14 protein-coding genes and 1 tRNA gene are annotated in these 12415 nt (G+C 57.8%); 12 read left to right on the forward strand and 3 right to left on the reverse strand.

Going from position 1 to position 12415, the window contains the following annotated elements; all coding sequences use genetic code 11:
• The first annotated feature begins 81 nt into the window (after positions 1-81).
• Positions 82-157 (forward strand) — tRNA-Phe (locus AB7M26_RS03700).
• Positions 158-328: 171 nt separating this feature from the next.
• Positions 329-793, forward strand: a complete 465-nt coding sequence (locus AB7M26_RS03705) for a hypothetical protein (RefSeq protein WP_123498412.1) — start codon at positions 329-331, stop codon at positions 791-793.
• Between the two features lie 128 nt (positions 794-921).
• Here the strand turns inward: AB7M26_RS03705 and AB7M26_RS03710 are convergent, their stop codons facing one another.
• Together AB7M26_RS03710 and AB7M26_RS03715 are read right to left on the reverse strand one after the other, a co-directional pair.
• Positions 922-1044, reverse strand: coding sequence for a hypothetical protein (locus AB7M26_RS03710; protein WP_259698701.1), 123 nt, complete (start codon positions 1042-1044; stop codon positions 922-924).
• A 208-nt stretch (positions 1045-1252) separates the two neighbouring features.
• Positions 1253-1702 carry a carboxypeptidase regulatory-like domain-containing protein gene (locus AB7M26_RS03715; RefSeq protein WP_123498410.1) on the reverse strand — a complete coding sequence of 150 codons (450 nt, stop codon included), beginning with the start codon at positions 1700-1702 and terminating at the stop codon, positions 1253-1255.
• Positions 1703-1964: 262 nt separating this feature from the next.
• Here AB7M26_RS03715 and AB7M26_RS03720 point away from each other — a divergent pair, with 262 nt between their 5' ends.
• The 4 genes from AB7M26_RS03720 to AB7M26_RS03735 all read left to right on the forward strand — a co-directional run bounded on the left by AB7M26_RS03720 (position 1965) and on the right by AB7M26_RS03735 (position 4980).
• Positions 1965-3023: a PDDEXK nuclease domain-containing protein gene (locus tag AB7M26_RS03720; RefSeq protein ID WP_123498408.1), complete on the forward strand. Its 1059-nt coding sequence runs from the start codon at positions 1965-1967 to the stop codon at positions 3021-3023.
• Between the two features lie 69 nt (positions 3024-3092).
• A complete protein-coding gene (locus AB7M26_RS03725) occupies positions 3093-4067 on the forward strand; it encodes an alpha/beta hydrolase family protein (protein ID WP_123498406.1) in 975 nt (324 codons plus the stop codon).
• A gap of 37 nt (positions 4068-4104) precedes the next feature.
• Positions 4105-4521: a hypothetical protein gene (locus AB7M26_RS03730; protein ID WP_063341863.1), complete on the forward strand. Its 417-nt coding sequence runs from the start codon at positions 4105-4107 to the stop codon at positions 4519-4521.
• Positions 4522-4527: 6 nt separating this feature from the next.
• Complete coding sequence (locus AB7M26_RS03735; RefSeq protein ID WP_008068765.1) at positions 4528-4980, forward strand: hypothetical protein; 453 nt, start codon at positions 4528-4530, stop codon at positions 4978-4980.
• 70 nt (positions 4981-5050) lie between these two features.
• Here the strand turns inward: AB7M26_RS03735 and gabP are convergent, their stop codons facing one another.
• Positions 5051-6445, reverse strand: coding sequence for a GABA permease (gene gabP / locus AB7M26_RS03740; RefSeq protein ID WP_123498404.1), 1395 nt, complete (start codon positions 6443-6445; stop codon positions 5051-5053).
• Positions 6446-6997: 552 nt separating this feature from the next.
• On the opposite strand from gabP, the gene AB7M26_RS03745 reads away from it, so the two are divergent.
• From AB7M26_RS03745 to AB7M26_RS03770, 6 genes are all read left to right on the forward strand, one after another.
• Complete coding sequence (locus AB7M26_RS03745; RefSeq protein WP_007897462.1) at positions 6998-7771, forward strand: ABC transporter ATP-binding protein; 774 nt, start codon at positions 6998-7000, stop codon at positions 7769-7771.
• Between the two features lie 13 nt (positions 7772-7784).
• Positions 7785-8531, forward strand: coding sequence for an ABC transporter substrate-binding protein (locus AB7M26_RS03750; RefSeq protein ID WP_123498402.1), 747 nt, complete (start codon positions 7785-7787; stop codon positions 8529-8531).
• A gap of 78 nt (positions 8532-8609) precedes the next feature.
• On the forward strand, positions 8610-9305 hold the full coding sequence (locus AB7M26_RS03755) for an ABC transporter permease (RefSeq protein WP_123498400.1): 696 nt from the start codon (positions 8610-8612) through the stop codon (positions 9303-9305).
• Complete coding sequence (locus AB7M26_RS03760) at positions 9302-9991, forward strand: ABC transporter permease (RefSeq protein WP_123498398.1); 690 nt, start codon at positions 9302-9304, stop codon at positions 9989-9991. Before AB7M26_RS03755 ends, AB7M26_RS03760 begins: the two co-directional genes overlap by 4 nt.
• Positions 9972-11201 (forward strand): methyltransferase, encoded by a 1230-nt coding sequence (locus tag AB7M26_RS03765; protein ID WP_123498396.1) that lies wholly within the window; start codon positions 9972-9974, stop codon positions 11199-11201. The genes AB7M26_RS03760 and AB7M26_RS03765 overlap by 20 nt, the downstream gene beginning before the upstream one ends.
• A 343-nt stretch (positions 11202-11544) precedes the next feature.
• Positions 11545-12369, forward strand: coding sequence for an FkbM family methyltransferase (locus AB7M26_RS03770; protein ID WP_123498394.1), 825 nt, complete (start codon positions 11545-11547; stop codon positions 12367-12369).
• Positions 12370-12415: the final 46 nt, after the last annotated feature.

The raw sequence follows: 12415 nt of genomic DNA on the forward strand, positions 1-12415 counted from the left end.
TCGTAAGCGACGGTAATAATTAAAATTTTTTTGAAAACTTTCTTGACGCCCCCCTGAAAAACCAGTTTAATGCGCCCCGTTGCCCAGATAGCTCAGTCGGTAGAGCAGGGGATTGAAAATCCCCGTGTCGGCGGTTCGATTCCGTCTCTGGGCACCAAATACCGAAAACCCTGAATCGCGAGATTCAGGGTTTTTTTATGTCTGGGATTTGATGGCGCTCGATTTCCGGCTGTCTTCTACGACTGATCCCTACAGGCGGAGGCCTTAAAACAGCCGCACGTTTGCGCTTTAATACTCGGAATTTCTTTTCTGAAAAGGGCAGAAGCCTATGGCATCCCTGACCAAGCAACAAAAGCGAGCCAAACGCGCCAAGGTAAAAGCCAAGCAACAGCGCGTAGCCCGAAGCATTCACCACCCTGCCCTGTTCGACGATTTGTCTGATGAACCAGATGCCTATCCGGCTGAGTTCTTCGAAACTCTGTTTACCCAATTTCATGAAGCGGAAAACCAAAGCCGCAAAGCGCTGTTTGTCGCGCTATTCATCGCTCTGGCCGATGTCATATCGGCAGCCCCCGACCTTCAACAGGAACTGGTCGAGACGGGCGATGCTTCCGAATCGATGGCGATGCTCAGTCAATCCTTTTTGATTGATTATCGGGAGTGGGCTTATGGCGCCACAGAGGCCGAAACCCTGGAATGGCTTACCCGGCCTGATGTACTTGATGATTTCAATCTGGCCGCGGAAGAAGCGGTTGCCGAGTTGGCAGCAAATCTATCCGAAGACGACGAATAGTCCCGCTCGCTACGGACAAACCGAACAGGTGATGCTTCGCACTCATCCTCGAAGCTCTGCACAACTGTATTGCCCACAAGGAATATCAATCGCGCACGCAAATTATTGTTACCGGACGCATCGACCGGCTAGTGTTCGAAAACGCCGGCGACTTCTTCGAGGGCCAGCCCGAAGACTATTTTCATCGGTGAGCAGACTCCGATTTGATACCGCAATCCGTGGCTGACCCAGGCCATGGTCAATCTAAGCATGATCGACACCATGGGCTTCGCCATCCGCACCAAGACCCTGTCACAGCGCAGCCGCTATTTTCCGCTTCAAGCACTATGGCTCAGCATCCCGTGACGAGTGGTCACGCTGATCCTAGACAAACTTCACACCAAAACCCTGAACCGTAAAGATTCAGGGTTTTTTTATGCCTGCGATTTGATCAGGCATCGTGCAAGCGTCTCTCTTCGGCTAGTTTTCAGTATTCCAGTGGAAGACAAGATTGCGAGCGGCGCCACTTCCTACATCCGCCGTATCACGCCGTTCCTCACCATTGCGTGTCGCGACGACGGTGTACTTGCCAGGTGGCAGCTGAACATAAACCAACGGGCCGGCTTCACTCAGCGTCAGCACGGGTTGCCCCGGGTCTTTCTGAATGACCAGATTTACATCCGGAATATATTTGCCCTCCGCCCCGATGGAGAAAGTCATGTGCAGGTTGTAGCCCTGCGCTTGTTGAATGGCTCGAGCCTCATCCTCTCCGATCCCCCCGGACAGATAAGTAATCCCGTTTTGCTGTTGCTGCTGGACTTGCACGCCTGTGCTGTCGATCGGTTCAAGACTGGCGGCGTTAAGCACGACTGGAAGCATCAGTACGCCGACAGCGGCGATGGGCAGCATGAATGAATGGACGTTCTTCATGATGGCGACTCCCGGGTTACGCAGAACCCAATCGTTACTCTTTTTAGATTTGTTACCGAATGTTCAAGTTTTAGATCGATTAGCACTTGGGCTCACTGCGAATCGGACTACGTGATGCGCTCCTCATGCATAGGCTTCCGTCGGCCCGGTCCTGCAAAGCAAATTCGCCTTTCCTTCCGACTTACCAGCCGCGCCCGGCATCGCGGACTATCACTCTCTTGCCATCCTCTTCCGCTCGTTTCCTTCAGCCGCGGAAAATCTCATGAGCTCCCTCAAACCCGGTAACACTCAAGATCCACAGATCACTTCACTGCTCGGCAATCTTGGCGAGTTGATCCGTGAAGCGCGTCAGAAGGTGCTGCGAGCGGTCGATACCGTTCAGGTGCAAACCTGTTGGCAGATCGGACGGCATATTGTGGAGTTCGAGCAGGAAGGCGCTCGGCGGGCGGTGTATGGCAAGCAGTTGCTGTCGACGCTGGCGAAAGTACTGACGGAGCAATTTGGGAAAGGTTTCGACGCTTCCAACCTTCGCTACATGCGCCTGTTCTACCAAGCATTCCCAATTCGTGACGCACTGCGTCACGAATTGAGCTGGACCCATTACCGCAGGCTGCTGCGAGTCGACAACGACAACGCTCGCCACTGGTACATGAACGAATCTGCTCTGCAGAACTGGTCAAGTCGCGCCCTCGAGCGCCAAATCAATACCCTCTATTACGAACGCCTGCTGGCGAGCCGCGACCGGGCTGCCGTCAAACAGGAAGCCGACACCAACATCCAGCAAATGAACGCCAGCCCTCGGGAATTCATCCGTGACCCCGTGCTACTGGAGTTTCTCGGCCTGCCCAATGCGGGCTTGATCCAGGAAAGCGAACTTGAACAAGCCTTGATCAATCAACTCCAGGGTTTCCTGCTCGAATTGGGCAAAGGCTTCGCCTTCATCGCTCGCCAGCAACGCATCAGTACCGAGAGCAAAGACTTCTACATCGACCTGGTGTTCTACAACTACCTGCTCAAGTGCTTCGTCATCTTCGACCTCAAGCGCGGCGTACTGACCCACCAGGATGTCGGCCAGATGGACATGTACGTGCGCATGTACGACGACCTCAAGCGCGGACCGGAGGATAGCCCCACCGTCGGCCTTATTCTCTGCGCGCAAAAAGATGAATCGGTGGTGCGCTATTCAGTGCTGCAAGGCAACGAACAACTGTTCGCCAGTACCTACAGACTGGTGCTGCCGAGCGAGGAGGAACTTCGCACAGAACTGGATCGGGAATGGGCGGTGCTTGAGGAGCGGTTGCTCAAGCAGAGACTCCGATAAGCGCGGGTGGATTGTTCATAAACGGCGTGAAGACTATGGTGGTTGGCTAACCGCAAAGGTTCAACGCCGATGAACTTGCAGGACATGCCCTCACTGGCCCCGACGCAACTTGAATTGCCGTTACCCACCGGCACACCTGGTGAATCTTTCAAGGAACCCGCCGCCGACGGCTTCATCCTTGGCGGTTTCACCTGGCGGCATACGAATCAAGACCCAACCCGTGCGGTGGTGATCATCAACGCCGCTACTTCAGTCCGTTGCCGACACTACTCGCGTTTCGCCGATTACCTGTTCGCCAACGGCTTCGACGTGATCACCTATGACTACCGCGGCATTGGCGAGTCGCGCCCCGCGTCGTTGAAAGGGCTTGAGGCCTCATGGTCCGACTGGGGCGCGCTGGATTTCGAGGCGATGCTGCAAAGGGCGCAACGCGAGTTTGCAGGACAACCCATCAATGTCGTCGGCCATAGCTTCGGCGGTTGTGCGGCAGGGCTGGGCGCCTCGGGGCATGTGATCCGACGCCTGGTGACGGTGGGTGCGCAGTTCGCTTACTGGCGCGACTATGCCCCCGCCCATCGCTGGCGAATGTTTGGGAAGTGGCACGTGACGATGCCATTGATGACCCTGCTTTATGGCTATTTTCCCGGCAAACGCCTCGGCTGGCTCGAAGACACCCCGGCCGGTGTAGTCCGCGACTGGAGCATGCCCACCGCCCGATACGAGAAACGCCCCAGCGGTCGTGTCATCCACGCCAAAAACGGTCAGCTCCCCTTCGCCAATGTCACCGCCCAAACCCTGGCCATCAGCCTCAGCGACGATCCGTATGGCACCATTGCGGCCATCGAACGCCTGCTCAGTTACTTCACTGGCAGTACAAACACCCACCTGCGAATCACCCCTGAAGACATCGACGAAGAAGAAGTCGGACATTTCGCCTTTTTTCGTAGCGCATACCAAGCCACACTATGGCCCATTGCATTGTCCTGGCTGCGAACCGGCGAGCTGGCCCCCGATACACCCGGGCGGCGAGTGCCACGCAGTTGATGGATGCGCCCCCTCAACGAATTACGGAACGACGCCCATGGCCTCCGCCAACAAGCAGAACAAACGCGCCTCCCGCGCCAAAGCCAAGGCCAAGCAGAACCGCACCCAGCGGGCCGCTGCGCCGGTCGAGCTGGACCCGAACGACGATCGCATCGACTTCGAATCGGTGGACCTGACTGATCTGTTCAAAGAAATGATCGACGCGCAAAAGATCAGCCAGCAAGCCATGTGCAGGGCCTTCCTTGAACACCCGCTGCTCGCGTTGGTGCTGGAGCAGGAAGGCGAAGAAACAGCGACAGACTTTATCGTCGCCGCGCTGATCGAGTATCGCCAATGGTCCACCGAAGTGGACGAAGCCGGCGCACTGGCGTGGATCGAATCCCCAGCCTTCCAGGCTGACTACGTGGCGGCGTCCGACGCCATCGCGGCCCAAACCCAACAGAAACCAGACTGAGTTCCCATGGCATCCCTGAACAAGCAACAGAAACGCGCCAAACGCGCAAAGATCAAAGCCAAGCAAATCAATATCCACGGCAGAAAACCCGCCGCGCTGGACGATGATCTGGGCGACATCGGTGAGCCGATCCCGGAATACACCTTGGCGATGTTCAGCAAAATGCGTGACGCCGAGGCTACCAGCCGCAACGACATGCTGCTGACCCTGCTGTCGAACCTCGCCGAAATCATCAGCGATCATCCAGAACTGCTGGACATGGAAAACGCCGACAACGAAGCCATGGCCGCCACTCATTTGGCCGCCGACATGCTGATCGACTACCGCATGTGGGCCGATGGCATGGACCGCGACGCCGCCCAGGCCTGGCTGACCGACCCGCAGTTCATCACTGACTTTGGCGATGCGCTGGACAGTTATCGCCAGTCGCTGGACCTGCCGGTCGAAAAGGCGGAGTAACGCCACCCCGCAAGTAAAAACGGCCGCTTGTCATCACTGACAGCGGCCGTTTTGCGTTACGCGGAACGGATCAGTTCAGCACCACCGCGCCCACTTTCTGCAGCTTGCGACGGCGAGCTACCAGCAACCCCGCCGCCACCACGAGTGCGCTGAGCAGGCCGGTCGCGAGAATCTCCACGCGATGGGCTTCCTGGAACAGCATGATGGTCAGGGCCGCGACAATGAATACGATCACTGCGTAGGTCAGGCCCGGGAACAGCCACATGCTGAAGGCGATTTTTTCACCGCGAGCCATACGCTGTTTGCGCATACGCAGTTGCGAAATCGCGATTACCAGGTACACCAGCAACGCGATGGCGCCCGAGCTGGCCAGCAGGAATTCGAATACAGCGGCCGGGGCCACGTAGTTAGCGAACACTGCAATAAACGCAGCAGCGGTCGACAGCATCACAGCCCAGTAAGGTGTGCCGCTGCTGTTGGTGCGCTGGGAAACGGCCGGCGCATCGCCGCGTTTGCCCAACGAGAACATCATGCGCGAAGCAGTGTAGAGCGCCGAGTTGAGGCAGCTGGTTACCGCAACCAGAACCACGATATCGACGATCAGCTTGGCGTTCGGGATACCCATGCGCTCCAGCACAGTCTGGTAGGAACCGACACTGGCCAGAATCGGGTCATTCCATGGCACCAAGGCCACAACGATGAAGATGGAGACGAGGTAGAACAAGCCAATCCGCCAGATCACCGAGTTGGTAGCCTTGGAAATCTGCTGGCCAGGGTTCTTCGATTCCGCAGCCGCGATGGTCACGATCTCGGTACCCATGAAGGAGAACATGGTGGTCAGGATGGCACCCAGCACCGCGCCCATGCCGTTTGGCAGGAAGCCTTGAGTGTCAAACAAATGCGACACGCCGCTGACCTGGCTGGTCGGCAGGAAGCCGAAAATCGCCAGAATGCCGAGGCCGATGAAACCGATGATCGCGATGACTTTGACCAAGGCGAACCAAAATTCGAATTCACCATAGTTCTTCACGCTGAACAGGTTGGTCACCGTCAGCAATAATGTGATGACCAGTGTGAACGCCCAGATCGCCACATTCGGGAACCAGGCATGCAAAATGGTCGCGGCAGCGTTAGCCTCCAGCGGGATGACCAAAACCCAGAACCACCAGTAGAGCCAGCCGATGGTGAAACCGGCCCAGTGACCAATCGCGCGATCGGCGTACGTCGAGAAGGAACCTGTGTCTGGCGATGCAACGGCCATCTCCCCGAGCATTCGCATGACCAGCACCACTAGGGCACCGGCGGCCGCGTAAGCCAACAGCACGGCCGGGCCAGCAGCGGCAATGGCGTGGCCGGAGCCGACGAACAGGCCGGCGCCGATAACCCCGGCGATCGACAGCATGGTCACATGTCGCGGTTTTAGCCCCTGTTCAAGGCCATTGGAGGAGCTTTGGCTACTGCTCATTAAAACTACCTTTGCAAGTAAAGCGATGACGTCGGCCCGATCTGAAATCCCTTCTCGTAAAAAGAATCCAACAGGGCGTTTCTTATTCTGCACGCAATAATTGCGCCAAAATGTTTCACGCACCCGTTACACGGGGCCTGCACGCTGATCGAGCAGTTATCGCAAGTCATTGAGATTAATGGCATTTCGCCAGAGCGTTACTCTGCCACCCACTTCAGTAACGAATCTGCGCACCAAAAACACATCAAGAAATACAGGTGCGCACAATAAAAGTGCAGTTCGGGTACGTTTGTCCGGTTGGCGCTTCCAACACCCCGCCAAAGCTGGCAACATCGCGCCTTTTTTTACGCGACAGCCACGTCCAAGCTTGTTCAAACGGCTGTTCGGTTGTTGATGGGGCGACAGTCTGCTGTGCCGATGCGACAACCTGCCACATGCCACCCGTTTACCGTCCGTAGCGCTGTTGGCTGCCATTCGAACGCTATGCTAGCTTGGCCGCCTCGCCAGGAAGGCCGCCAATAGCAGGAGCGCAAAACACTATGAGGAACGCACATGGCTGAGGCCACGCCCGCGCTTGAAATCCGCAACTTGCACAAACGCTACGGACAGCTTGAGGTGCTCAAAGGCATCTCGCTGACCGCCCGCGACGGCGATGTGATCTCGATCCTGGGTTCCTCCGGTTCCGGCAAGTCCACGTTCCTGCGTTGCATCAACCTGCTGGAAAACCCGCATCAGGGCCAGATCCTGGTGGCCGGCGAAGAACTCAAGCTCAAAGCCGCCAAGAACGGCGAACTGGTCGCTGCCGATGGCAAGCAGATCAATCGCCTGCGCAGCGAGATCGGTTTTGTATTTCAAAACTTTAATCTCTGGCCGCACATGAGCGTGCTCGACAACATCATCGAAGCCCCGCGCCGCGTACTCGGGCAGAGTAAGGCCGAAGCCATTGAAGTCGCCGAAGCCTTGCTGGCCAAGGTCGGCATCGCTGACAAGCGCCACGCCTACCCGGCGCAACTCTCCGGCGGTCAGCAGCAACGCGCGGCTATCGCCCGCACCCTGGCGATGCAGCCCAAGGTCATTCTGTTCGACGAACCCACCTCCGCCCTTGACCCGGAAATGGTCCAGGAAGTACTTAATGTCATCCGCGCATTGGCCGAAGAAGGCCGCACCATGCTGCTCGTGACCCATGAAATGGGCTTCGCCCGTCAGGTTTCCAGCGAAGTGGTGTTCCTCCACCAGGGCCTGGTAGAAGAACAAGGATCGCCGCAGCAGGTGTTTGAAAACCCGCTTTCGGCACGCTGCAAACAATTCATGTCCAGCAACCGCTAACGGAGCTACCCGCATGCAGAACTACAAAAAAATCTTCCTGGCCGCTGCTGTCACCCTGGCCTTCAGCGCCGGTGCCGCCGCCGAGACCTTGAAGATGGGCATCGAAGCGGCCTACCCGCCGTTCAACAACAAAGATGCCAGTGGCAATGTCGTCGGCTTCGACAGAGAAATCGGTGATGCCCTGTGCGCCAAGATGAAAGTCGAGTGCACCGTGGTCACGTCCGACTGGGACGGCATCATTCCGGCCCTGAACGCCAAGAAGTTCGACTTCCTGATCTCCTCGATGTCGATCACTGACGAGCGCAAGCAAGCAGTGGACTTCACCGCCCCGTACTACTCCAACAAGCTGCAGTTCATCGCACCGAAAAACGTCGATTTCAAAACCGACAAGGAGTCGTTGCAGGGCAAAGTGATCGGCGCCCAACGCGCAACCCTGGCCGGCACCTGGCTGGAAGACAACATGGAAGGCGTCGAAATCAAACTCTACGACACCCAGGAAAACGCCTACCTGGACCTGACTTCGGGTCGTCTGGACGGCATCCTGGCCGACAAGTACGTCAACTACGAATGGCTGAAAAGCGACGCCGGCCGTGCTTACGAATTCAAGGGCGATCCGGTGGAAGAAAGCGACAAGATCGGTATCGCTGTGCGCAAGGACGACCCGATTCGCGAGAAGCTGGACGCTGCGCTGAAAGAAATCGTCGCTGACGGCACCTACAAAAAGATCAACGACAAGTACTTCCCGTTCAGCATCTATTGATTCTGAGCTGCCTGACCGGCGCCGTTCTCTGACGGGGCCGGTCCTTCGCATTGCCTGCCGCGATTTGAAAAGAAATCCATGATTATCGACCTCTACGGATTCGGCCCGGCGCTCGCCGCTGGTGCGCTGATGACTGTGAAACTGGCACTCTCGGCCTTGTGCCTGGGGCTGGTGCTCGGTCTGCTCGGCGCCTTGGCCAAGACTTCCCCGTACAAGCCGTTGCAATGGCTTGGCGGCACTTATTCCACGCTGGTTCGCGGCATCCCGGAATTGCTCTGGGTGCTGTTGATCTACTTCGGCACAGTCAACGTGATGCGTGCCTTGGGCGAGTTCTTCGGCAACCCCGACCTCGAACTCAACGCCTTCGCCGCCGGTGTGATTGCGCTGGGGCTGTGCTTCGGCGCCTACGCCACGGAAGTGTTTCGCGGTGCGATTCTGGCAATCCCAAAGGGTCACCGTGAAGCCGGCGTGGCCCTGGGCCTGTCGAAATTTCGCATCTTTACCCGGCTGATCATGCCGCAGATGTGGCGCATCGCCCTGCCGGGCCTGGGCAACCTGTTCATGATCCTGATGAAAGACACTGCGCTGGTTTCCGTCATCGGCCTGGAAGAAATCATGCGTCACACACAAATCGGCGTGACCATATCCAAGCAACCGTTCACCTTCTATATGGTGGCCGCCTTCATGTATCTTGGGCTGACCATTCTGGCCATGACCGGCATGCACTTTATGGAACGACGTGCCGCTCGCGGCTTCGCGAGGAGCACCCAATGAACTGGGAAGTCATCATCAAGTGGCTGCCAAAACTGGCTCAGGGCGCGACGCTGACCCTGGAACTGGTGGCTATCGCCGTGATCGCCGGGTTGCTGCTGGCGATTCCGCTGGGCATCGCTCGCTCGTCACGACTCTGGTACGTGCGGGCATTCCCCTACGGCTACATCTTCTTTTTCCGTGGTACGCCGTTGCTGGTCCAGCTGTTTCTGGTCTACTACGGCCTGGCGCAGTTCGACGCGGTGCGTAACAGCTCGATGTGGCCCTACCTGCGCAGTCCGTTCTGGTGCGCCACCGCGACCATGACCCTGCACACCGCGGCCTACATCGCCGAGATCCTGCGCGGCGCGATCCAGGCCATTCCACCGGGCGAGATTGAAGCGGCGCGGGCGCTGGGCATGTCTCGGGCCAAAGCCCTGTTCTACATCATGCTGCCGCGTGCGGCGCGCATCGGCCTGCCGGCCTACAGCAACGAAGTGATCCTGATGCTCAAGGCCAGTGCCCTGGCCAGCACCGTGACCTTGCTGGAATTGACCGGCATGGCTCGCACCATCATCGCCCGCACCTACTTGCCGGTGGAGATATTCTTCGCCGCGGGCATGTTCTATCTGCTGATGGCTTACGTGCTGGTTCGTGGCTTCAAGCTGCTGGAGCGCTGGTTGCGCGTCGATGCCTGCCAAGGGCGTTGATTCCTGCGTGCTGACGGGCGAGGCCCTGCTCGCCCGTTTCACCGCGCTGGATGCTTTTCTGATCGAGCATCAGGCGCTGTGGAAACCTCGACCGTTTACCCATCTGCAACTGCCTTGGGAAGCGTCCTACCCGGAGTTGGCGTTTTGGCTACGCGGACGGTCACTTGAGGATGCGGAAAGCAGTCATAACCAACCTTGTTTGCTTGATGCGCCGGAGCCATTTGCTTCATTGGCGGCGATGTCTGCTGACCTGAGCACGGTGGGTGAATTACCAGCTCGCACACTTGAAGCGGCAGGTCATCGATTGAATGTGGATGTGCCGGGACGCAAATGGCAACAGATTGAAGCGTTCGCCGGTCGCCTGCAGTTTGCTCATGCACCGACGCATTGGCTGGATTGGTGTTCGGGCAAGGGCCATTTGGGGCGACGCCTGTTGCAAACCGGGCAACAACTGACCTGCCTGGAGTTCGACCCGGCGCTCGTCGCCAGCGGCCAGGCACTCAGCCAGCGTCATCAGTTGCATGCGTTGCACGTCGAGCAGGATGTGCTCGCGCCAGGCGCAGCCTCCTTGTTGAACGCCGATCACACGCCCGTAGCGCTGCACGCCTGCGGTGATCTGCATGTACGACTGATCCAGCTCGCCAGCGCCGCCGGTTGCAAACAACTGGCCATCGCACCGTGCTGCTACAACCGGATCAGTCCGGACACCTATCAGCCGCTTTCCTGTGCGGCTGAGCGCTCCGACCTACGTCTCTCCCTTGATGATCTTGCGCTGCCGATGAGCGAAACCGTTACCGCCGGCGCTCGCGTCCGACGCCAGCGCGACACCTCCATGGCCCGGCGCCTGGCGTTCGACTTGCTGCAACGGCAACTGCGCGGCGTCGACGAATACCTGCCAACCCCTTCCCTGCCCAGCACCTGGCTGGACAAGCCTTTCGCCGATTACTGCCGCGATCTGGCAGCACTCAAAGACTTATCCACAGTCGGCGCGCCAGATTGGACTACACTCGAAACCGCCGGTTGGCAGCGATTGGCTGAAGTCCGCAATCTGGAGCTGCTGCGAGGCCTTTTCCGACGGCCGCTGGAGCTGTGGCTGGTACTTGATCGGGCACTTTTCCTCATTGAGCAGGGTTACGCCGTTCGTCTCGGCACCTTCTGTAAAACTCCACTCACGCCGCGCAATTTCCTACTCCTTGCAGAACGTCCTTAAATAGCCACAGCCTGTGGATAACTCTGTTGATGGAATTATCGTGGATCCAATATCCAAGCTGTTTTACGCCTTAAACACTGCTGGTCATTTTTTGTTCACACAAATAAAAAACCCGCAAAACAGGCATTTGCGGGCAAATGAGAACGAGTCTACAAAATCGTAATGAACAGGCAATCGCCCCTAGCCCATTGTGCATAAGCATTTCATCAAAACGACATAACCGCCGAACACCGGACATCCATAGCGGAAAATTGCACCTTGCAACGTCCCTTGCTATACACGCATACAAGGACGCCGACAGTGCGGACATGAACAAGAAAAATCTGACCGACAGGATGCGACCGTGACGTTCATTTCTTACGCCCAGAATTTCGAAGACATCCGCCTGTGGCGCGCCCTCAAATACGTCGAAAATGGGTTTTATATCGATATCGGGGCCAACCACCCCACCCAAGACTCCGTCACCAAGGCCTTCTATGACCGCGGCTGGATCGGCATCAACGTCGAACCCATGCCAAATTATTACGACGCCCTGTGCGAGCAACGCCCCAACGACATCAACCTGCAATGCGTGGCTGGCGAAAGTGCCGACGACCTGATCTTCTACGGCATCGCCGGCACCGGCCTGTCGACCCTTGACCCGGCCCTGGCCCAGCAACACAAAGACGCCGGTATGGACGTGCGCAGCCAAACCGCCAAATCCCGCACCCTGGCCTCCATCTGCGAACAACACGCCGGGAACCGTCCGATTCACTTCTTGAAAATCGACGTCGAAGGCCACGAAGAAACCGTCCTGCGCGGCATGGACTTCACCCGATGGCGACCGTGGATCATCCTCATCGAAACCCCATGGGAACGCGACCAGACCTGGGAAACCCTCGTCACCGGCGCCGGCTACCAGCCCATCCTGTTCGACGGCATCAACACTTACTACCTCGCCGAAGAACACCTGGCCCTCAAACCCGCCTTCGACATCCCGCCCTGCAACCTGGACGAATTCCAGTTCTGCCGCGGCCACAACTTTAGCCACCCAGTCACCGACGCTGAAAACCACCTCGCCGCCGCCCTGCAACGCGCCGAACACGCCGAAGCGCAGTTGCGGGCGATGCAAAACAGCCGAGCCTGGCGTGCCCTGCAGAAACTCAAGAAAGTGCTGGTTCGCGCCTGACCAAACGCCTGCGTAAAAATAGTCTGAATTCAGGGGTTTACAGAAC

The sequence above is a fragment of the Pseudomonas sp. F-14 TE3482 genome (assembly GCF_053629455.1).